This window comes from Burkholderia sp. Bp8998 (assembly GCF_003854235.1).
GTDB lineage: Bacteria > Pseudomonadota > Gammaproteobacteria > Burkholderiales > Burkholderiaceae > Burkholderia.
In genome coordinates this window covers 56,513-78,058 of record NZ_QTQF01000029.1, presented here as the reverse complement: position 1 = coordinate 78,058, position 21,546 = coordinate 56,513, and the positions used below count along the sequence as shown (strand labels likewise).

General features: G+C 64.5%; 20 protein-coding genes. 5 read left to right on the top strand and 15 right to left on the bottom strand.

What is annotated here, in order from left to right; all coding sequences use genetic code 11:
* Window positions 1–14 precede the first annotated feature (14 nt).
* Window positions 15–929 carry a DUF1571 domain-containing protein gene (locus tag DIE06_RS26055; RefSeq protein WP_124663847.1) on the top strand — a complete coding sequence of 305 codons (915 nt, stop codon included), beginning with the start codon at window positions 15–17 and terminating at the stop codon, window positions 927–929.
* Window positions 930–956: 27 nt separating this feature from the next.
* On the opposite strand, the gene DIE06_RS26050 is transcribed toward DIE06_RS26055, so the two are convergent.
* Window positions 957–1,238, bottom strand: a complete 282-nt coding sequence (locus DIE06_RS26050) for a PXPV repeat protein (protein ID WP_124663846.1) — start codon at window positions 1,236–1,238, stop codon at window positions 957–959.
* Window positions 1,239–1,533: 295 nt separating this feature from the next.
* On the opposite strand from DIE06_RS26050, the gene hfq reads away from it, so the two are divergent.
* Entirely contained in the window at window positions 1,534–2,124 is a 591-nt protein-coding gene (gene hfq / locus DIE06_RS26045; protein ID WP_124663871.1) for an RNA chaperone Hfq, read from the top strand.
* 83 nt (window positions 2,125–2,207) lie between these two features.
* Here hfq and DIE06_RS26040 read toward each other — a convergent pair whose 3' ends face one another.
* The 14 genes from DIE06_RS26040 to DIE06_RS25975 all read right to left on the bottom strand — a co-directional run bounded on the left by DIE06_RS26040 (window position 2,208) and on the right by DIE06_RS25975 (window position 15,982).
* Window positions 2,208–2,915, bottom strand: coding sequence for a DUF2968 domain-containing protein (locus DIE06_RS26040; RefSeq protein ID WP_124663845.1), 708 nt, complete (start codon window positions 2,913–2,915; stop codon window positions 2,208–2,210).
* Window positions 2,916–2,970: 55 nt separating this feature from the next.
* Window positions 2,971–4,362 (bottom strand): sigma 54-interacting transcriptional regulator, encoded by a 1,392-nt coding sequence (locus DIE06_RS26035; protein WP_124663844.1) that lies wholly within the window; start codon window positions 4,360–4,362, stop codon window positions 2,971–2,973.
* 11 nt (window positions 4,363–4,373) lie between these two features.
* Window positions 4,374–6,404 (bottom strand): TadG family pilus assembly protein, encoded by a 2,031-nt coding sequence (locus tag DIE06_RS26030; protein WP_185733478.1) that lies wholly within the window; start codon window positions 6,402–6,404, stop codon window positions 4,374–4,376.
* A gap of 11 nt (window positions 6,405–6,415) precedes the next feature.
* A complete protein-coding gene (locus DIE06_RS26025; RefSeq protein ID WP_124663842.1) occupies window positions 6,416–6,745 on the bottom strand; it encodes a DUF3613 domain-containing protein in 330 nt (109 codons plus the stop codon).
* A gap of 19 nt (window positions 6,746–6,764) precedes the next feature.
* Window positions 6,765–7,607: a tetratricopeptide repeat protein gene (locus DIE06_RS26020; protein ID WP_124663841.1), complete on the bottom strand. Its 843-nt coding sequence runs from the start codon at window positions 7,605–7,607 to the stop codon at window positions 6,765–6,767.
* Between the two features lie 18 nt (window positions 7,608–7,625).
* On the bottom strand, window positions 7,626–8,618 hold the full coding sequence (locus DIE06_RS26015; RefSeq protein WP_124663840.1) for a type II secretion system F family protein: 993 nt from the start codon (window positions 8,616–8,618) through the stop codon (window positions 7,626–7,628).
* A 4-nt stretch (window positions 8,619–8,622) separates the two neighbouring features.
* A complete protein-coding gene (locus DIE06_RS26010; protein WP_124663839.1) occupies window positions 8,623–9,615 on the bottom strand; it encodes a type II secretion system F family protein in 993 nt (330 codons plus the stop codon).
* A complete protein-coding gene (locus DIE06_RS26005; RefSeq protein ID WP_124663838.1) occupies window positions 9,608–10,975 on the bottom strand; it encodes a CpaF family protein in 1,368 nt (455 codons plus the stop codon). Before DIE06_RS26005 ends, DIE06_RS26010 begins: the two co-directional genes overlap by 8 nt.
* Window positions 10,976–10,978: 3 nt before the next feature.
* Window positions 10,979–12,253, bottom strand: a complete 1,275-nt coding sequence (locus DIE06_RS26000) for a fimbrial protein (protein ID WP_124663837.1) — start codon at window positions 12,251–12,253, stop codon at window positions 10,979–10,981.
* Window positions 12,254–12,313: 60 nt separating this feature from the next.
* The gene (locus tag DIE06_RS25995; protein WP_124663836.1) at window positions 12,314–13,645 is read right to left on the bottom strand and encodes a type II and III secretion system protein family protein; all 1,332 of its coding nucleotides are present in this window, start codon (window positions 13,643–13,645) and stop codon (window positions 12,314–12,316) included.
* A gap of 61 nt (window positions 13,646–13,706) precedes the next feature.
* Entirely contained in the window at window positions 13,707–14,642 is a 936-nt protein-coding gene (cpaB, locus tag DIE06_RS25990) for a Flp pilus assembly protein CpaB (RefSeq protein ID WP_124663835.1), read from the bottom strand.
* 75 nt (window positions 14,643–14,717) lie between these two features.
* Window positions 14,718–15,221 carry a TadE/TadG family type IV pilus assembly protein gene (locus DIE06_RS25985; protein ID WP_124663834.1) on the bottom strand — a complete coding sequence of 168 codons (504 nt, stop codon included), beginning with the start codon at window positions 15,219–15,221 and terminating at the stop codon, window positions 14,718–14,720.
* Window positions 15,221–15,718, bottom strand: coding sequence for a prepilin peptidase (locus DIE06_RS25980; protein WP_124663833.1), 498 nt, complete (start codon window positions 15,716–15,718; stop codon window positions 15,221–15,223). The genes DIE06_RS25985 and DIE06_RS25980 overlap by 1 nt, the downstream gene beginning before the upstream one ends.
* A gap of 75 nt (window positions 15,719–15,793) precedes the next feature.
* On the bottom strand, window positions 15,794–15,982 hold the full coding sequence (locus DIE06_RS25975) for a Flp family type IVb pilin (protein ID WP_124663832.1): 189 nt from the start codon (window positions 15,980–15,982) through the stop codon (window positions 15,794–15,796).
* A gap of 664 nt (window positions 15,983–16,646) precedes the next feature.
* Between DIE06_RS25975 and DIE06_RS25965 the strand changes: the two genes are divergently transcribed.
* The 3 genes from DIE06_RS25965 (at window position 16,647) to DIE06_RS25955 (ending at window position 21,537) form a co-directional block, all read left to right on the top strand.
* Entirely contained in the window at window positions 16,647–18,335 is a 1,689-nt protein-coding gene (locus DIE06_RS25965; RefSeq protein WP_124663831.1) for a collagen-like triple helix repeat-containing protein, read from the top strand.
* Between the two features lie 40 nt (window positions 18,336–18,375).
* On the top strand, window positions 18,376–19,707 hold the full coding sequence (locus DIE06_RS25960; protein WP_124663830.1) for a collagen-like triple helix repeat-containing protein: 1,332 nt from the start codon (window positions 18,376–18,378) through the stop codon (window positions 19,705–19,707).
* Between the two features lie 144 nt (window positions 19,708–19,851).
* Complete coding sequence (locus DIE06_RS25955) at window positions 19,852–21,537, top strand: ShlB/FhaC/HecB family hemolysin secretion/activation protein (RefSeq protein ID WP_124663829.1); 1,686 nt, start codon at window positions 19,852–19,854, stop codon at window positions 21,535–21,537.
* Window positions 21,538–21,546: the final 9 nt, after the last annotated feature.

Sequence of the window (21,546 nt, the reverse complement as noted above, 5' to 3'; positions counted from 1 at the left end):
GGGAGACGCTGTCGATGAACGAAGGAACGAAGCGCCGCACACGGCACGCCGCCGCGGCGGTCGCGTGCATGCTGTCGCTCGCGCAAGCCGGCCTGCATGCGCAGGAAACCACCGATGCCGCGAGCGCGGCACAAGAGGCCGCACTGCCGGCGGACCTGGCGAAGGTCGCGCGCGAACCGGTCGCGCAGCAGGCGCGCTGGCTGCGCACGGCCGCACAGCGCGGCACGCTCGCACAACTCGACGACGCGACGCTCACGGCGCTGTTCAAGGCACTCGATCCGCTCGCCGTACCGCTCTATATCCGCAATGGTCCCAATGGCTATCCGTCGTACCAGTTCACGATGGTGCGTCAGGAACGCATCAGCGGGAAATGGTACGACACGCCCGACCGCATGCTCGTGAAGACGACCCGTGAGCCGTTGCGGGTTTATGCGAAATGGCTGCCGGGCGGCGCGCATGCGGGACAGGAGACGATCTACGACACCACGCAGCGCAAGGACGAGATGTACGGTCATCTCGGCGGCCTGCTCGGCAGGATTCCGTTGTGGACGGCACTCGACGGCGCACTCGCGCGAGCACAGTCGAATCACCAGGTGAAGGATCTCGGCACCGAGTTCATCACGAACCTGTACCTGACCGAAGGAAAGAAATACCAGGAAGCCGGCGTGCAGCGGCCGACGCAGGTGGAAACGAAGACGATCGGCGGCGTGCGCGTCGTCGCGCTCACCTACGAGACGCCGACCGGCCGACCGCAGTTCTACGCGAAGAAGGAAATCCTCGGGCTCGACCTGCACGCCCCCTACTTCCGCACCGTCGAGTCCTATGACAACGACGGCAAGATCTTCGAGCGGATCGTCATCGAGAAGATCGCGCCGGCGACGCTCGACGAATCCGCGTTCGACCCGAAGAACCCGGACTACGCGTTCTGACCGTCACCGGCGCCACGCACGTCGCGGTCAATCGTCGTCATCGTCGTGATGCTTGCGCCAATGCTTGTAATAGTGCTTGCGCCATTTCCGGTAGCCTTCGTCGTCCTCGTCGCCGTAGTAGCCGTATCCGTAACCCGGATACGCGACCACCGCCGGCTGCGGCGCTACATAGACCGGTGCCGGCTCGACATAGACCGGCGCGACCGGCACGCCGATACCCACCGACAGGTCGACGTGCCCCGCCATTGCACTGCCGGAAGCGAGCAATGCCACGCCCCCGATCCACACCGCCAATCCCCTCTTGTTCATGTTCCCCTTCCCGGATCCGCCGGCCTGCCCGGCATGGGCGTCGAATGTAATCCCGACGCGCGCCGCCAGGTGCTACGCCGTTGCGAGAGTCGTAACGCGACGTAACGAAACGGCACTAGCCATTTGACCGAATCGCGAAAATGCACGGGAACGTCTATAGTGGGTTACGGTTCGACACAATCGCGACTGCGCGCTGGTGGAACGAACAGGGTAAAATCCCGCCAAACCCTTGGTGGGCGACCACGCCACACACACGCACAACATATTCTCTGACGCAGGCTCCTGCCGCACCTCAATGGCCAATCCCGCAGAATCCCATCCGCAAAACGACTTCATCAATTCGGCGCGCAAGGAACGTAAGCGTGTTGAAATCTATCTCGTCAACGGCATTCGTCTGACGGGGTGTATCGAGTCGTTCGACCAGTACCTGGTGATGCTGCGCACCCCCGTGGGTCTGCAAGGCATCTACAAGCGTGCGATTTCCACGATCCAGCTCGACACGGGCGGCTCGCGCCCGGGCGGCGGCGGCCCCCGCGGCCCGCGTACCGGCGGTCGGCCGGGCGGCCGCGAAGGCGGCGGCCACAGCCCGTACGGCTCGCACGGCGGCCCCCGCGAGTCGCGCGGCGATGGCGGCTACGGCTCGCGTGAACCGCGTGAAGGTTACGGTTCCCGTGAACCGCGTGAAGGCTATGGCTCCCGCGAACCGCGCGAGGGTTATGGCGCGCCGCGCGAGCCCCGCGAAGGCTACAGCGCCCCGCGCGAAAGCTACGGCGCACCGCGCGATGCCGGCGACGCATCGGGCAGCGCGTCGCCGTCCGACGCACGCGGCGGCAACGGGCCGGTGATCGTCACGCGCCGCCGGCGAATCGTGCCGGACGGCCAGTAAAACAAAAGGGCAAGCCAAGCGGCTTGCCCTTTTTCCTGGTGGGTCGGCGCGGCATGTCGCCGCACCGGCCGTGCCGTGATCGCTCAGTGTGCCGTCGTCGGCAAGCCTGCGTCGGCCTCGCGCTGCAGCGAACGCACCTGTTGCTGCAATGCGCGCAATTGCGACTGAAGCGCCGCCTGTTGCGCCTGCAACGCCGCCGTTTCGTTGCGGACGCTCTTCTGGCGATCCGTCACCGCCGCCTGCTGCTCCCGTGCTATCGAGATGTCGGCCTGCAGACGCCGTGCCCGCTCCTGCGTGACTTCGATCTGCCGGTCCGTCTGCACCTTCAGCGATTCCAGCTTCGCCGCACGCAGCTCGTTGACGGCCAACCGTTCCGCCTGACGCGAGAAATCGCGATAGATCGCTTCCGCCCGCGTTTCGTCGTAAGTCTTGATCACGCGCCAGAACGCCTTCTGCTGGAACAGCGCGACGAAATAGGAACCGTCCTTCACGCTGAACAACTGGCTCGCGCCGTAGCTGCCGTTATAGCTGGTGCGCATTTCCGTCAGCGAATGCGCCTGGATCAGGCGCTGCAGTTCGTCGACCGTACTCTGCCCGGTCGTCTCACCCGCCTGCGGCTGCACCGACGTCTGAACCTGCTGATCGATCACCGGAATCGTCGCCACTGGTGCCGACGCCTGCTGTACCGCCGGCGATGTATTGCCCGCCAACCCCTGCGCGAACGCGCCCTGCATGCCTCCCATCATGGCGAGCAACACACACGCCCGCCCTAACCCCGTCATATGGCTCATGAATTTCGATTCCCCGCCCGTGTCGTTGTAATTCTGCGCGATTTTATCTCATTAATTACTCGCTTTCGCGGGTCTCGGGCTCTTCGTCGAATATCTGATATTTGCGCATCTTTTCCCACAGTACCTTCCGGCTGATGCCGAGCTGCTGCGCTGTATCCTGGCGCCGCCAGCCGTTTGCGTCGAGGGCCGCGATCACGCGGCTGCGTTCGTTCATGTCCCACTTGCTGCGGTCGACGAAGACCTCCGCCGCGCTCTCCACCGGCACCGGCTGCGCCGAATTGCGCGCATGCGCGACCAGCCGCTGCAGTCGCGCGGCATCCCAGCCGCCCGTTTGACGCACCGTCACGCCGACGCGCTCCGCAAGGTTGCGCAGTTCGCGCACGTTGCCGGGGAAATAGCTGTCCGCGACCGCTTCCGCGAGCCAGTAAGGCAGGTCGGACAGCTGCGCGAGCCGTTCGTCGCCGACCACCTCCGCGACGAACGACTTGAACAGCGCGATCTTGTCGACCGCGCCCCGCTCTTCCAGCGACGGAATGCTCAACTCGATCACCGCGAGCCGATAGTAAAGATCCGCGCGGAACAGGCCTTCCTTCACGAGCTGCGGCAGCTTCTTGTTGCTGGCCGCGACGAGACGGAAATCGACCTTGATCGGCGTCGTCGCGCCGACCCGCAGCACGGCGCCGTCCTCGAGCACGCGCAACAGCTTGACCTGCTGATACAACGGCAGATCGCCAACTTCGTCGAGGAACAGCGTGCCGCCCGCCGCCTGCTCGAAATAGCCTTTGTGCGCAACAACCGCACCGGTAAACGAGCCTTTCGCATGCCCGAAGAACAGCGATTCGAACAGACCATCCGGAATCGCACCGCAGTTGACCGGCACGAATTCGCCGTCCCGGTAACGCGAATGCTTTTCGTGGAGCAATTGCGCGATGCGCTCCTTGCCGACGCCGGTTTCGCCGTGCAGCAGCACGTTGGTGTCGCAGTCGGCAAACGTGTCGACCTCGTGCAGCAGCGCCTGCATCGACTCCGAGTGCGCGACGAGTTCGGACGGCTGCAGCGTTTCGGCAGCGTGCGCGCGCAGTTGCGTGACGAGCTTGCCGACCATCCCGCGCAGTTCAGCGCAGGTGAAGTCGAGCGGCAGGATGTGCGAATAGTCGGGCGGATACTGCGACGCGTCGTGGTCGCGCGCCGCGCCGACCCAGACGACCGGCATGCCGATGTTGGCCTGCCAGTCGCGCAGGAACGCCGCACCGGTTTCGATCATCGTCACGCTGATGATCGCGAGCGACGGCCGCAATGCGGCGCGCTCCGGCGAGATTTCCGCATTGTCGGCGCGGATCACTTCGACGTCGAAGCTCGCCATGCAGCGGGCAACGCGGTCGACAATGTCCGCCTTGCCTTCCCAGACGTACAGGTCGAGTTCTGCGATTGCGGAGGTGGTTCTCATTGTTGATGCTTTCAATGAACGATTTGCGGGGCGTTGCAAGTCAGGCTGTGTTGTATCACGGTCAGTTGGCCGATTTGCAATCCTAATGCCGTCAACAACGGCGTGACCAACTGGTTGATCAACGGGTTGACGAGCCCGAGCAGCAAAGGAATGAGCTGCCCCGTGAGCGGCTCAAGAATCTGAGTCAGGATCGATAGATCCAGTCCCAAAACGTTGAGCTGGAGCGACGTTCCGTTCAACAGGTTGGTCAGTTGCACGTTGAGCGAGTTGGTCGCTGTCGACGACGTCGTCCAGTTGGGCCCCGGAGACCATGCGGACGAAGTACACGCACCGTTACTCGGCTTGGTATTACAGAACGAGTACTGCGAACTGTTCGGATAGAGGATCCCCGTACCGTTCAACGGCAGGCTGGCGCTCAGCGCGCCCGGAATTGACGGCAATGGCGGCCCGCTATAGATAGGGGTACTGGTACTGCTCCCGACATACGCTACGGGGTTCGACAGCGACAAGGCGACTTGCAGAAGCGAAAAATTGCCGAGTAGCCCCCCACCCGACAGCTTCGCAACAGGAATCGTGCCCGAGCTGGACGCACAGCTCGGGGAATTGAGGTTCAGCGTCCCCCCAGTATTTTGTCCGGCGCAAATCATCGCCACACCCGGCAACGCACCGAACGTCACGGTGCTCGATGCCGGGGTCGATTGGCAACTCGTGTTGGCCAGCCAGGCGCGACCCGGGCCACCCAGAATGATATAGAGGGGCAAGTGCGGACCCGTAAGCTGAAGCGTCAACAGGCCAGGAATTCCCAGCGGCAGCGGATCCGACAGCACTTGTACATCGACGTAGAGCCCGATCTCCGCTTGCGAGGCCTGCGTGCGCCAGATGCCGTTCACTTGTCCGGCCTCCCCGATTCCAATCGACGGCGGTGCCAGCACCTGCAATTGGAGGCTATTGACTCGAACCAGCGACGACACGGCAGAAATAAGCGGGCAAAACGCACTGCCGGGGCAGTTGGCTTGACCGACCGATACCGTCAGCGCACTGTTGTAGGCACCGATCTCCGCCGTCGCGAGCAACAACTGAAGCACATTGACACTGGCGTTCGCCGCCGCCTCCGCATTGCTGCCCGAGTATTGAAGGAGACTCCCCAAAGTGATCTTGTTGACATTGACATTGGCACCAACATTTTTGCTCAGCGCGGAGAGCACCGTGCCGACCGTGGTATTGCTGCCTATCGCTGTGGCGGAAAGGTTCAGGATTTCAGCTACGGTCAGATTGAGACCGAGCAGCTTTCCGATGCTGGCCGGACTCGACATGCCGTCCGTGCCGAGTTGCACCGCCGCATTCGCCAGCTGCCCAAGCGTGACGTTTGCCCCGGCCAACGACTGGTAACTCGCCAATCCCACATTGACGTTGGTCGTGGAACCCAGCAATCCGGTGAGTAGCGGATCGAGTATCGCGGATGACGAAGTATTCAGGCTGGCAAGCGTCGAACCAACGCTGAATGTGTCGATCGCCGCCGCGCGTGCGGTAGCCGTAGCGGAGACAACGGCCCGCCGCCCACTCAACTGACTCAGCAGTCCCAGGAAGAAGTAGTTCACCTGCCGGTAGGCCGTAACCCGGGCCGCATTCGCCGAAGCCGGCGCCGGCGTCACGTAAGCGGTCGACGGATCCCACCTTCCGCAGCTGACGGCAATCTGATCGTTGCCCGCGGTAGGACTTGCCGTCGCCGTGGTGCTGATCAACGTGAACGCATAACCCTTGTCGTTGATGTTCGCACTCGTCGTCACGTTGTTTTTCGCATCGCTCAGGCAACCGCTCGGATCGCTCGTCATGGGCTGCACTGCCGCCAGCGCGGCCAGGTCCACGACCCGCTGCAGATCCCGCTTCTGCAAATACAGATTCGCGATGTCGATCACCCCGAGCACGACAATCGCGACCAGGACCCAAATCGCCGCCATGACGACGATGGCGCCGCGTTGACGTCGCTTCCCCGGCCAGCGAACGCCGCGCCCCCGAGCTCCATATGGTTGATCTGCGCGCATCGTCATCTCGCTTACTGCGCACCCTGCCCGCTACCCGACATGCCGCCGGACGAACTACCAAGTTGCGTGCTCATCGACTCGGGAATCTTGTTCTTGAACGAATCGAGATAGCGTTGATAAACGAGCGACGCGACGTCTCCGAGCATCGGCTGCGTCGGTGCCGCCGCGCGGTTGTCTCGTTGCATCGAAAGCCACTCCTTCGTCGAACGGTCGACGTCGGACGCGGCCGGTGCCGTTCCCTGTTGCGCCTGTGCGGCTGCAGTGCCTACCGCCATGCCCATGATCGCGCTCAACACCACGACTCGATGCGCAAACGTGTTTCGATATTGTTTATTGTTCATGTCGTTCCCGCCTGTCCGTTCATTGTGCAAACCGTTGCAGCAGTGGCACCGTCTGGTCATAGCCGAAATTGTTCGCCATCGGCGTGATTGGTGCCGTCGCGGCGCGCCGCGACACCACCGGTGGCGTCGCGACCGCACGCTGCTGCGCCCGTGCCGCGGCCGCAATTCTTGCGGCATCCCCAATGATGTCCTTGCGGATATCTGACGGCAGATGCTGCTGGTTCATCAGCCGTTGCGCATCCTGGGTGCGCCCGGCAGCGAGCAGATACAGCACCAGGTTGCTGACGATCTTCGGATTGCGTTGATCCAGCTCCGCCGCCTTCATCAGCGGCACCCGCGCGCCGACCACATCGCCATTACGCAATTTTGCATAAGCGAGATCGGACAGCAGCGACGCGTCGGTCGGCGCGAGGTCGGACGCCTGCGTCAGAGCCTGCACAGCCTGGCCGAAATCGCCGGCCGCACCGGCGACCAACCCGAGCCCGCGATAACCGCGCGCAGCGAGCCGTGTCTTCAGCAACTGCGTATAGGCAGCGGTGCTGGCAGCCGGCTGGTCGGTCATGCGCAGTGCGTCCGCTCGCAGCAGGATCGTGTCCGGCGACACGCCATACGCGCTGTCGTAAGCATCGATGTGCGCGAGCGACGCGTAGTAGAGACCCTGTGCCTGCATCCGCTGGATCAAGCCGAGATACATCGCGGGCGTATCCGGTACCGCCTGCTTCTGGTCGGCCGCCTGAATCAGCGCCGCGCGTTCCGTCTGTGCGCCGACACCGTACCCGCTTTCCTTGGTCGCGCAAGCACCAAGCAACAGCACCGCTGTCGCCATGCTTGCGTGCCTTGCCATCCTGCTGATCCGCTTCATCGTCTTTCCTTCCACCCATCAATGGTGCGCCGACAGCGCATGCAGCACTGCCAGAAACCCGGGGCCTGCCGTCACGATCAGCAGCGCAGGCAACAGCGTCAGGACCATGACACCCGTCATCTTCACGGTCAGTCGACCGATCCGCTCGCGCAGCATCGCGCGGCGCGTCTCGCGCAGTCGGTCGCCGAACTGCTTGAGCGGCTCCTGTACCGCGCCGCCGTGCTTGTCCACCTGCACCATCAACCGGGCAATCGCGCGCAGATCCTCGTTGTCGAACCCGCCCGACAATCTCTGCATCGATTGATCGCGCGTGCGGCCCGCCGCGAACTGACGCTGCGCGATTCCTACCTCGGACGACAGCACCGGCATCATCCCGCGGAAATCGTTGGTCACGACCTGCAGGCTTTGATCGAGCGACAGGCCGACACCCTGCAACAGGCGCAGCATGTCGACAAACAGCGGCAGTTCATCGACGACGCTTTGGCGACGGGCCGCAGCACGACGCCGCAGGAAAAGCTTCGGCAGCATGAAGCCGAGCCCGAATGCGGCGAACATCCCGATGATCCAGTGTCCGCCCTTCATTCGCCCGCTGGCGCATATCGCGAACAGAAGCGGCGACACGATCCCGCAAGCGATTCGCGCGCTCAGGAACAGTCCGCGCGTGCGCGTATCGACGTAGCCACATTGCTCGAGAAGACGGCGATCCTCTTCCGCGACGATGTGCTTGCCGAACCCGGTGTCGAGCCAGCGCATCCCCGCCACCGACAACCGTGCAAGCATCCGCTCGATGCACTGGCGGCCACGAGTGTCCGGCTTCGCGTCAGCACTGTCATCCGCCGCGGTCCGAACCTTGGCCGCTTCGAGTGCCGCCATACGCTGGTGGAGCGCCTCGGCCAACGCACGTTCGGCACGTGACGCCGCGCTCGCGCGCAGCAACGCGACCACGCCAAACAAGAGCACGCCCAGCGCGCCGAGCGCCAGAGCAACCGATCCGATCTGAGTTGCCGTCATCGCGTCACCTGAGTCGAGCCATTCGATACAACCACACGCTACCCGCAACCTGCATCAGGAACGCGACGATGAGGAGCGTGCGTCCGCTCGGGTCAATCCACATACCTTCCAGATACTTTGGATTGGTCATCACGACAAAGCTGCCGATCGCGATCGGCAGCATCACGAGCACGAACGCCGACAACCGTGTCTCCGCCGACATCGCCGTCAGCTCGCGTTCCGCCTGCTCGAGATCGCGCATGAACACAGCCATGCGTTCGAGCATCACGTCCGCACGACCGCCATACTTGACCGACAACCGCAGCACAGATCCGAGAAGTTCGAATTCTTGCGTCCGGTAGATCTTCGCGATATGGAGCATCGCGCGATCGATCTCAACTCCCGTGCGCAACATCCGGGACACGTGATCGAGACATCCCCGCAGCGGTTCTTCCGTCGTCAGCAGCGCAGCCTGGAATGCAGCCGGCACGCTATTGCCAAGCGTCACCAGTCGCACGATCCCGTCCAGAAACGAAGGAATCTGCCGGACGATTTTCAGTCGCCGCCGATGGATTCGCGACGTGAGCCAGATGCCGAAAATCGCGCTCCCGCAGACAAGTGCGGCAAAACACGCGAGCGCGCCGCCGCGGCCGCCCGCGATTGCCGCTACCACGACGAGAACCGCCAGCGCGACGATCGCCTTGCCACGTGCGCCTTCGATTCCGGCACGGTTCACGAGGTTGGTCAGATACTCCGTTGCGACCGCATACCAGTGCACCCAGAAAGCGCCAGACGCGGCATCGCGTGCGCCACCGGATGACGACACGCTCCGCGACGCGGCTGGTGACGCCGATCTCGCAGCCGGTGCCGCCACACGTGCGCCGGGTTCGAGCCGACTGTCGATGAAGCGCTTCGCATCGGTGCGCACGCGCCGGGTTTCCGCATGTCGCCACAGCATCAGTGCCGATGCCACGCACAGCATCGCGACCGCGAGCACCCAGATCATCGCGCTATACATTGAAGCCCCCGCCGCGGCCGAACCCTCCGCCGCCAAAGCCGCCGCCGAAACCGCCACCGCCCAGGCCGCTGCTCGTCAGCGTCTGGCGGAAGCGTGCGAGCTTCGGCGAATGCGGATGAATGCCCAGCGATTCCCAGTGATCGACTTCCTCGCCCTCGGGTGTCACGCGCGCTTCATAGCGATACAGCTCCTGCGTCGCGATGATGTTGTCGGACAGACCGGTCACTTCGGTGATCGACAGAATCCGGCGACGTCCATTCGACAGCCGCCCGATCTGCACGATGAAATCGATCGCGTTCGCGATCTGGCGACGCAGGCTCGACTCGGTCCCCTGGAATCCCGCGAAGCCGGCGAGCATCTCGAGACGGTACAGGCATTCGCGCGGCGAGCTCGCATGCACGGTGCCCATCGAGCCGTCGTGGCCCGTGTTCATGGCCTGCAGCATTTCGAGCACTTCACCGCCGCGCACTTCGCCGACGATGATCCGGTCCGGACGCATCCGCAGCGTGTTGCGCAACAGATCGCGAATCGTCACGACGCCGCTACCGTCGAACCCGCCCGGCCGGCTTTCGAGCCGCACGACGTGCGGGTGGTTCAGCGACAGTTCGGCCGTATCCTCGATCGTCACGACACGTTCGGCCTCCGGAATGTGGAACGCGAGCGCGTTGAGCAGCGACGTCTTTCCCGAACTCGTGCCGCCCGACACGAGCACGTTGCAACGTGCCTCGACCGCCGCCTCGAGCAGCGCGCCGATCTCTTCGTTATACGTGCCGTTGCCGAGCAGGTCCGAGGGCTTGAGGGGATCCTTGCGGAATTTCCGGATCGACACGATCGGGCCGTCGATCGACAAGGGCTCGATCACGACGTTCACGCGTCCGCCATCGGGCAGTCGCGCGTCGACCATCGGGTTCGACTCGTCGAGACGGCGCCCGATCGGCGCGAGGATTCGGCGCACGATTCGCAGCAGATGCGCGTTGTCGGTGAAGCGTAGCGGCAGCTTCGCGAGGATCCCGTGACGCGACACGTACACGTCCTTGTAGCCGTTGATCAGGATGTCCTCGACCGCCGGATCCGCGAGCAGGTCCTCGATCGGCCCGAAGCCCGCGAGTTCCTTCGTCAGCGCCTCGGCGATCGCACGCACTTCGTTCTCGTTGAGCGGAATGCGGCGCAGGCGCACGAAACTGTCGATCTCGAGATCGACGAACTGATTGATCGCCTGGCGCGACCATCGGCCGAACTCGGCGCCCAGTTCCTCGATACGCGTCAGCAGGTGCTCGTGCGCGGCATTCTTGATGTCGTGGAATTGCTGCGTCTGGGAGAACGGCGCTGCGCCGTCGGCAAATTGAATGTCGTGTGCCATCGGTTACGACCGCTTGGACGAGGGTTGAATGAAACGCTTGAGCACGGACAGGCCCGGCGCGGCGCGCGACGCGCCCGCCATGCCCGATACGCCGGGCAGCCGCGCGGCGAGGGATTCGAGTGCGCGCACGTACGGATCGCGCTCCGCTGCATCGACGATGAGCCGCCCCTGGTTCGCAGCACGGCCGATCGCGACGCGACGCGCGGGCATGGTACCGACCAGCGACAATCCGAGACGCTCGGCGATCTGCCCGGGCATCAGGTCCAGCGCGGGATCGTACTGATTGACCACGAGCTTGACGCGATCGGTATCGATGCCCGCATCGCGCAGCCCGGTGAGCAGATCGGCCGCCGACACGATCGATGCGACGCCCTGATCGCAGACAAGCCACGCCTCATCGGTCGATGCGGCGATCTGCGTGACGAACTCGCGATTCGAGAAGCCGCCGAGATCGACGACCTGCTGGTCGAAGAACGCGCGAAAACGGTTCAGCAAACCGATGCATGACGCATAAGACACGTCGCGCAGCGCGCCAAGGTCCGGTGGCAGTGACGTCAGTGCGAGGCCGCTCTGGTGCCGCGTGAGTGCGGTGTTCACGAACGTGCGATCGATGCGGCGCAGATTCTGCACGGCGTCGATGAAATGGAATTCACAGCGCGTGTTCAGGAACAATGCGCCGTCACCGGTCGGCAACCCCAGATCGATCAGCGCGGTTTGGCGACCGACCGGCGCGCCGCCGTCAGGGCCGCCCGCCGCACCCGGGCCGAGCGCCCGCTTCTGCAGCCAGACCGCGAGATTCGCGGCAAGCGTGCTGACGCCCATGCCCGCACGCGCCCCGAGCAACGCGACGACCTTGCCGTGACGGCTCGTCGGCTCGCCAACGTGGGACAGCAATCCACGCGTCGTCCGCAATGCTTCCTCGGCCGAGGCCGACACGTCGATGAAATCGCGTACGCCCGCGCGCAGTGCGGCGAGCGTGCTCTCCGGCTGGGTGAGCGAGCCGAGCGCAACGATGGGCAACCCCGGATGTGCCGCGCGTATCGTGGCAGCAGCGACGCTCGCCGCGTCGCTGCGGTCGGAGAAATCGATGAACACAAGTGCCGGATTGAGCCCCGTGATGCGCTGCGCAAGCGCGCCCGGCTCCAGCGCCGCGGCCTCGACCGCCCCGGCCGACACCAGCGTATCGGCAAGCCAGCGCACGTGCGCTTCCTTCGTCGATGCACAAATGAAGTAGTCGGTCACGGCGGGTTCACACAATGATTGGGTTCGTGCATTCATGTCGAACACCCCCGATTACGCAAGGCGTAGCGATGTGCCGCGACGCGCAATGCTTCAGATTCATTTCGAAAAGCCCGGTGCTGCATCCGGCGACGCCGCACCGCCCAGATAGGATCGCCACACCGGCCCGTCACGCTGCTCGGACAATTCGCCGGGCGTCGCCGGCAGTACCGCGCCCTTCGCAATCGGTGCGACGAGATGCGGTGTCACGATGATCAGCAATTCCTTGTCGTTCTGCTGGTAGTTCAGGTTCTTGAAGAACGTGCCGATGATCGGCAGGTCACCCAGCAGCGGTACCTTGTTCACGTTCGACATCGTCTGGCGGTCGATCAGGCCGCCAATCACGAAGCTCTCGCCGTCACCGAGTTCGACCGTCGTATCGGCACGGCGCGTCGTGATGCCCGGCACGGCGACGCCGCTGATCGTCACGCTGTTCACGAAGTCGAGCTGGCTCGATTCCGGCGCGACCTTCAGCGCGATCCGGTTCGGGCTCAGCACCGTCGGGGTCAGCGACAGCCCGACACCGTATTGCTTCCACTGGATCGCGGTCGAGCCGAGCCCCTGCGGCGACGGCACCGGAATCTCGCCGCCTGCGAGGAAGCTGGCGCTCTGGCCGGATAGTGCGACGAGCGTCGGCTCCGCGAGCACGCGCGCCATGTTGTTGGCTTCGAGCAACGACAGGTCGGCGAAGATGCCACGGCCCGCTGCGTTCACGACCAGGTTGAATGCCGATGCCACCGGTGCGCCAAGCGTCGGAATGTACCCGCCCGTGCCCGGGCCCGATCCGCCGTTATACGACTGCACGCCGCCCGGTGCGAACGAACCGAACGAAAAGCCGTTGCTCTGCTTGAAGAAGTTGAAGCCGACCTGCTTGAGCACCGAGCGACTGAATTCCACCACCCGAACGTCGACCTGCACGACGTTCTTGCCGGCCAGCGTCGAGCGATCGATCACCGTACCTTTGGGGCTCATGTTCTTGGCGACCGCCGCGGCCCGTTCGTGCGCATCGAGCGATGCCGACGTTCCCCGCAGCACCGACGTCCCGCCGTAGGCTTTCACCTGCGGCGTCGAACCGTCGAGTACCGCTTGCGCAGCCGCATCGACGACTTCCACGCTCCACACCGTCGGCTCATCGTGACCGCGCTCCCACAACATCACGTTCGTCGCACCCGGCGCTTTCGCGGTCAGCAGCACCGAACCGGAACGACTTCCCTTCATGATGAGCACATCGGCGATCGCCGGATCGCCGACGGCGACCCGCTGCAGCGCGCGGCCGGCGGAAATCTGCCGCTGCGCGCCGACCGCGAGTTCGATCGTGCCGCTCGCGCTTGCAATGGAGGCGAATGTCAGGGTCCAGAGCGCAATCGCGAATGCAATCAGTATGTTTTTCATTGTTTGTTGGACCGTCGCACGGCCGTTACTTGTCGCTGATATCGATGGCCATCGATGTTGCTCAATACGCAACCGTTTCCGACCGGCCGCCACGGATCACCTCGATGCCGCCCCCGCCTCCGCTGCCGCCGGGCCGCGTCGCCGGCGGCAGGCGCGACGGCAGCGGCGGCACATTCACGTTGGCCACCGCGGTCCTCGACGTGCCGGACAGTTGTTGCAGCGATACGCCGGCCGCGGCAAGCGCCGACGGCGACAGCTTGTTGTCCGTGCGCACCGCCACCGTCTGCGTCGCAAGCTCGTCGTCGCGCGGATTGCGCAACGCGAGCGTCAGCCGGCCGCTCGCCTCGCCGAGTGTCAGTGCATCGACCTGCGCGGTCGGCACCGCGAGTATCGCGATGCGCGCATTGCTCGGCTGGCCGTTATTGCCGTTCGTGTTGTTACCGCTGTCGCGGTCCGGTGTCGCGTCACCGAACGACAGCACGCGAACCTTCGACATCAGCAGCCGCGCTTGCGTCTGCGAAACTTCGCCGTCGAACATCGCGCCGCCCCCTTCACGCTTCAGGTTCACGAATACGTCGACGAAGTTGCCCGGCCGGAGCCGATTGCCGACCGCATTGGTCTCGTCGACGTGAACCGCAATTGCGCGTTCGCCCGGCTGAACGTCCTCGGCGAGCCCGGATACCAGTGCGTCCGACACGATCGGTGCGGACGCCGGGATGTCCCTCGCAGGAACCCGACCGACCAGGGTGGCCGGATCGGCAAACACGCCTCCAGGCGCGGGAGCGGTCGGTTGAACTTTCAACGCATCGGCGGCAATCGGCTGACCGGCCTGCAGCGTGCGCGTCGCGATGACCACCGGCACCGGGCTCGCAGCGGCGGCCTGTTGTACAGGGACAGGACGCGACGTACTGCGTCCAAGCATCCATGCGTAGATTCCGAGCAGAACAGCGATCGCAATCAGCAACCCCGCGATGATTTTTGTCAGATTGTTGGCCATGTTGATATGGGGATGCCGGAATCAGGTTCTGGAGCGTGGCAACGGTCGGGCGACAACATTCGATAGGTGTGCGATTCAAAGCATGCTGGGCTGAACCTGCACGGTCGCACTGCTCTGCAGTTGCGGCGCGTTGAATATGAATATCCACGGAATCAGCGGATTCGCCGCGTATGAGTAGGTCGTTGTGACCATCACGTTGAATGCGGATGTGGACGTCGATGCGAATGTCGTGCCGCAGGTCACGCCGGGCGTCGATGTGGGTGCAGGTACCGATGTGGAAACTTGTGCGGCGAAACTGACATTCTTCGACCACGGCGCGCCGCCCAATGCTTGCGTCACGGCATTTCGCGCATTGACCTGCAGCCGATCGCACGGCGCCGATGCGTAGTTCAGCGCAGCGCGCGCGCCTTCGGATGCGGCGAATGTCAGGCTTTGCTGGATGATGAACACCATCCCGAACGTGACGATCGCGTAAAAAATCAGGAAGAACAAGGGAAATACGAACGCGAACTCGATCGCCGCCACTCCCCGTTGCCGCCGCCGCGCGGGCGACTGGCGTGCTTGCGCCCACCGAGCCATCACACTCCCCTCACACGCATAAGATACAGAAACCAAGCAGCAGCGGGCATCACGAGAAACGCTGCGTAAGGCGTCGCTCGACGGCCACCGAGTGCCATCGCGGGCGTACCGCGCTTGTACAGCGCAGCAATCGAAGTCCGTGACAGCACCATTAACCAGAGCGCGTGGAAACCCGCGGCGATACTTGCGATAGCCCAGAACCATGGCAACGCTTGCACGCCGCACCACGCACCGAGCACGGCGAATACCTTGACGTCTGCCGCGCCCATCACACGTAATGCGAAGAAGGGGAAAAAGCAGACAAGGCCCACCGACGCGCCGATCAGCGACTGAACCACGGTAACCCCGAACGGATTTCCACTGGCGGCAGCGCCTACCAAAGCGCCTGCCAAACCCGCAATAACCAGTGAATTCGGAATACGCCGATACCGAATATCAGCGTTTCCGACGAACGTAGCCCAGGCGAGGAAAATCCCGCCGAACAAAAGATGCGCCATGACAACAACCAACCGCCCGCAGGAGGACGAGCGAACCCCAGTGCGTTCGCTCGCCGCCTCAGCGGAACACGGAGATCAACTGGCCTTACAGGTAGCAGGCGTGGTCACGCAACTGGAGATAGTCGAGAACATGGTTCCGAGATTCGAACCGATCGTCGAAACGCTTGCGATGATTGCCACCGCAATCAGACCCGCAATCAGCCCATACTCGATCGCGGTAACCCCGTCTTCTTCCTTGAGGAAGCGCTTGAAGAGTGCTTTCATTTTTTAATTCCTCGTGCCTGTATGTACGTTTTTTGGCCTTTTATACGTTGTGCAACCCCGCATATCTGGCCCTTGCCCCGCGCTGTTCGTTAACCTGAGTAACGACAACCAGGTGCGCCTTCTTTATATATCACCCCGAGGGGTATGTATCACAATTTGATGCAAGTTAACATTCGCGATAGTGACCCTCCTCGAACGTCGTGTACCGAGCTGTACATTTACTTACACTTGCTCCGGATTCTATATCCGATCCTATTTAACTTCCAACCTCTTTTAAGGCCGGGTCGAAAAAACTTTCCGGGAGCACTGCGTATTTGTACGGTGTTTCGGTACGACTTACACATAGGATTTACGATAGGTTAGATGTGCACACCTAATCCACCAGTAAAACAACCAAGCCCCCCAAGCCTGTACGCCCTCCCACGTTACGCCGCACGCGTAACGCCAATGTTGTGACGTTACGTTACAAAACGGCCGAAACCGTTCTCGTCTGACTGTTTTTAAACAATCTCAACAGTCTTTCAATTACCACAAACTCCTTTTCCGACAAGGAATTGCACCGTTTAAAACCAATCGTCGAACCGTCGACCATCGAAATGGCACGACAGTTGCAGAGTAATCCCCGCATCACTCAACACAACATCAGTTTCAATGCGAGGACGAAATGGACATTCAGGTTATCCCTCATGGCACGCTCCGGACGACTATGATCGCGGCCACCGTGGCAGCCATGCTTTCCCTCTCCGCGTGCGGCGGTTCCGGCTCCATCAGCAAGGGGCTCAGCGGCGGCTCCAGCTCCGGCAGTGGCGACTCGATCTCCACGTCGGGCGGCGGCACCTCGGGTGGCACGTCCGGCTCGACGAGCGGCGGCACGTCGGGCAGCACCAGCGGCTCGACCAGCGGCAGCACGTCGGGTAGCACCAGCGGCTCGACGAGCGGCAGCACCAGCGGCACGACGAGCGGAACGTCCAGCGGCACGAGCGGCACCTCCGGTGTGTCGTCGAACGCAGTGGGTAATCTCCTCGCAAGCGGCAGCAATCTCGTCACCGGTCTCGGTGGCACCGTCTCGAATCTGGGCGGCGTCGTCGCGAGCCAGTCATTGCCTGGCGTCGACCCGGCCACGACGCAGGCGGCAGGCGGTATCGTCCAGAACGTCGGCGGCGCGGTCACTGCACTCGGCAATGGCCTCGGCAACGGCCTCGGCCAGCTCGGCGCGACGAAGGACCCGGTCGGCGTCACGGTCGCCAGCACCGGCGGCGTGGTGAACCAGCTCGGCGGCGCAGTCACGCAGACCGGCAACCTGGTCACGAGCCTCGGCAGCGGCCCGCTGTCGCCGCTCGCCCCCGTCACCGGCGCCGTCGGCGGCCTCGTGACGCAGGTCGGCAACGCGGTATCGAACGGCGGCACCACGCTGTCCAACGTGCTGTCGAGCGGCCCGATCCAGCAGCTCACGCAGACGGTCAGCTCGGCGATCACGCCGATCACGACGATGGTCGGTCAGACGACGCAGACGATCGGGACGGCCACCGGCCTCGGCGCCCCGGTCAACACGCTGCTCGGCACGATCGGCAACGGCCTGAACCAGGGCGGCGCGCTGATCGCGTCGACGGGGGGCAATCCCGTCACGACAGGCCTCGGCAACACCGTCTCGTCGACCGGCAATACCGTGAAGGCTGTCGGCGGCCTGCTCACGGGCAGCACCAGCGGTGCAACCAACCCGCTGGCACCGCTCACGGGCCTCCTCACGACGGTCACCGGCACACTCGGCGGCGCAACGGGCGGTACGAGCAGTGGCCCGCTCGCCCCGGTCACCGGTCTCGTCTCCACCGTCACCGGCGCACTCGGCGGTGCAACGGGCGGCACGAGCGGCGGCCCGCTTGCTCCGGTCACCGGTCTCGTCTCCACCGTCACCGGCACACTCGGCGGCGCAACGGGCGGCACGAGCGGCGGCCCGCTCGCTCCGGTCACCGGTCTCGTCTCCACCGTCACCGGCGCACTCGGCGGTGCAACGGGCGGCACGAGCGGCGGCCCGCTTGCTCCGGTCACCGGTCTCGTCTCCACCGTCACCGGCGCACTCGGCGGCGCAGCCGGCGGCAGCAGCGGCCCGCTCGCCCCGGTCACGGGCCTGGTCTCGACGGTCACCGGTGCGCTCGGCAGCGCAACGGGCGGCGCAGGCGGCAGCGCCGCGCTCGCTCCCGTGACGGGCGCGGTCTCCACGGTCACCAGCACGGTCGGCGTACCGGCACTGAGCGGCACCACGGGCGCCGTCACGAATTCGGGCTCGAACTCGAATCTGCTCGCGCCTGTCACGTCGTTGATCGGCGGCCTGCTCGGCGGTACGCACGGCAAGTAATCCGACATCCATTCATCGACAAGACAGCGAGGAGTCCATCATGTCCCAGCAACGTTCGATCACGACGGCCGCCCTGAACCAGTGGCGCGTGCCCCTCACCGCCTTCGCCACGGCATGCCTGCTGGCCGCATGCGGCGGCAACAGCGTCAGCACGCCGCCGACCAGCAGCAACGCCGGCGGCTCCAGCGGCACGAGCGGCACCAGCGGCTCGTCCACCGGCACCAAGGGCGCTGTCAGCACGATCGGCCAGACCGCGACCGACCTCGGCAGCACGATCGGCAACGTCAGCGTGCCGGGCCTCGGCGACGGCGTGACGAAGGGTGTCGGCAGCACCGTCTCGAGCACCGGCACGATCATCAACGCGGCCGCCGATGCGTTGAGCAACGGGTTGGGACAGACCGGCTCGATCAAGGATCCCGTCGGCACGACGGTCGCCGGCCTCGGGAATGTCGTCGGCGCGACGAGCAATACCGTGTCTGGGCTGAGTTCGACGGTCAAGGCGCTCGGCACGGGTCAGCTCGCACCGCTCGCCCCTGTCACGACACCGGTCGGCACCGTGCTCGACACGGTTGCCAACGGCCTGTCGGCCGCCGGCACGACGATCGGCTCGACGCTGTCGTCGGGTGCCGTGCAGCAGGTTACGCAACCGCTCAGCTCGGCGATTACACCGCTGGTGATCACCGCAGGCCAGGTCACGCAACAGGTCGGCACGACCACCGGCCTCGGGCAACCCGTGTCGGGCCTGCTCGGCCAGGTCGGCGGCGCGATCAGCTCGGCGGGCACGAAGGTCGCAAGCACGTCTAACCAGCCGCTCGTCGGCGACGTCGGCCAGCTCGTCACCGCGGTCGGCAACACCGTGACCAACGCGGGGGGCCTCGTGAACCCGAACGGCCCGAACGGCGCGGCACCGATCCCCGGCCTGATCACGAGCCTTGTCGGCGGTTCAACGGCAACCGTCCAGAGCGGCACGTCGTCGGGCTCCAGCTCGACGAACCCGCTCGGCGGCCTGCTGTCCGGGCTCGGCTCGACGCCGCTCGGTTCGCTCACGGGTGCAGTCGGCGGCGCAACGGGTAGCTCGGGCAGCAATCCGCTCGCACCGGTCACGGGCCTCGTGTCGACGGTCACGGGCACGCTGGGCGGCGCAACAGGTGGCGCCGGCGGGGCAAACCCTCTCGCGCCCGTCACCGGTTTGCTGAATACTGTCACCGGCGCAGTCGGCGGTGCCGCGGGAACCGGGGGGTCGGCGAGCCCGCTCGCGCCGGTCACGTCGCTGGTCGGCGGCGTGACGGGTGCGGCATCGTCGGGCAGCTCGACGGGTCTGCTGGCACCGGTCACGGGACTGCTCGGCACGCTGGGTAGCGTCGGCAAGTAAGGAGGACGGTCGCGCCTTTGCAGCCGGAGCACGAGGCACGGCCGTACAAGCACAACCGGCAACGCGGCACGCGGCGCGCGACACCCTGGTGTCGCGCGCCCGCATAAGAAAGAAGACGAAAAGCAAGGCCTACGAGGAAGAACAATGAAATCCAGACTCGACAGATGGATGATGCTGCTCGCCATCGCGGCAGCAGGCACGGCACATGCACAGACACGCGCGGCAGGTAACCCGCTCGATTCCCTCCCCCAGATCAACGCGCCGCAGAAAGGCCCGAGCGTCACCGTGCAGGTCGCGCCGCAGGCACCGCAACTGCAGGAGCTGCTGTCACGGCACCTGACGCCGACGACGTTCCAGGTCGAAGGCGTGAAGTCGGTGCCGTTCGACGAAATCTCGCGTCGCTTCACACCCCTCGTCGGCAAGGACATCACGATCGGCGAGCTCATCGAAACCGCCAACGGCGTGACCAAGCTGTACCAGGGTCGCGGCTATGCGCTGTCGTTCGCGTTCATTCCCGCGCAAACGTTCGAGAACGGCGTCGTGCGCGTTACGGTCGTCGAAGGCTACGTATCGGACGTCAAGGTCACCGGCAAGCCCGGCGCGATGGAATCGAAGATCCGCGCGATCGCCGCGCACATCACGGCCGATCGCCCGCTGCGCCGCGCGACGTTCGAACGCTATGTGAACACGTTCGGCCTCCTGCCCGGCGTGACGGTGAAGGCCAATGTTCCGCCACCGCAGACGACCGACGGCGCAACGACGCTCGAACTGGCCGTCGACCGCAAGGCATTCAACATCAGTACCGGCATCGATTTCAATCACCCGGGCGTCCAGGGGCTCATCACCGCAACGGAGAACGGCCTCACGTCGTTCGGCGAGCAACTGAGCATTTCCGCGCTGGTGCCGCCCGGACGCGACAAGCAGACCTACGTCGCATTCAGCGGCGCGGTGCCGGTCGGCAGCAGCGGACTTGTCACGCGCCTCGACGCCAGCACGTATCGCGGCAAGCCGACCGATAATCCGGGGCTGCCGTCGACCGTCGAGCGCACGGTCAAGAACGAGAAGCTCGGTCTTTCGGCATCCTATCCGTTGCTGCTGAACAACCAGCGCAGCCTGCTCGGCACCGTGTCGGGCTATGCGTCGCACAACGAAGACCGCTACCAGAACAAGATCACCGGCAACAGCATCGACACGCGCTCGCAGGTCCGCGTGCTGCAGATGCAGCTCGACTACACGAGCGTGTCGGCCAAGCAGGTACAGAAGCTGAGCGTGAACGTCGCGAAGGGCTTCAACATCCTTGGTGCGTCGAAATCGCAGGACATCACGATCGGCTCGAACACGACGTCGGTGGACAGCCCGATCTCGCTGACCTTCGTGCGCACCGGCGCGACCTTCACGCAGACCAACGAATGGCCGTTCAAGATCGGCACGTCGGTCTCGCTGACCGGCCAGTACAGCCCAGACTCGCTGCCGACGTCGGAGCAGATCTCGTTCGGTTCGACGCGCTACGCGCTCGGCTATCAGCCGGGCGAAACGTCGGGCGACTCGGGCTGGGGGATGTCGCTGGAAGTCAACCGCGGGTTCACACCGGGCTGGACGTACATGAAATCGATCACGCCGTACATCGCGTACGACATGGCGCGTGTATACCTGCACACAGGCACGCCGTCACCGAGCCGCCTGTCGTCGGTCGGTATCGGCGTGCGGTTTACGGACAGTCGCTACTACAGTCTCGACCTGAATATCGCCAAGCCGGTTGGCGATGCGCCCGTCGAAAGCGCATCGCGCAGCCCGCGCGTGAATGCGGCGTTCTCGTATCAGCTCAACTGATCGGTCACC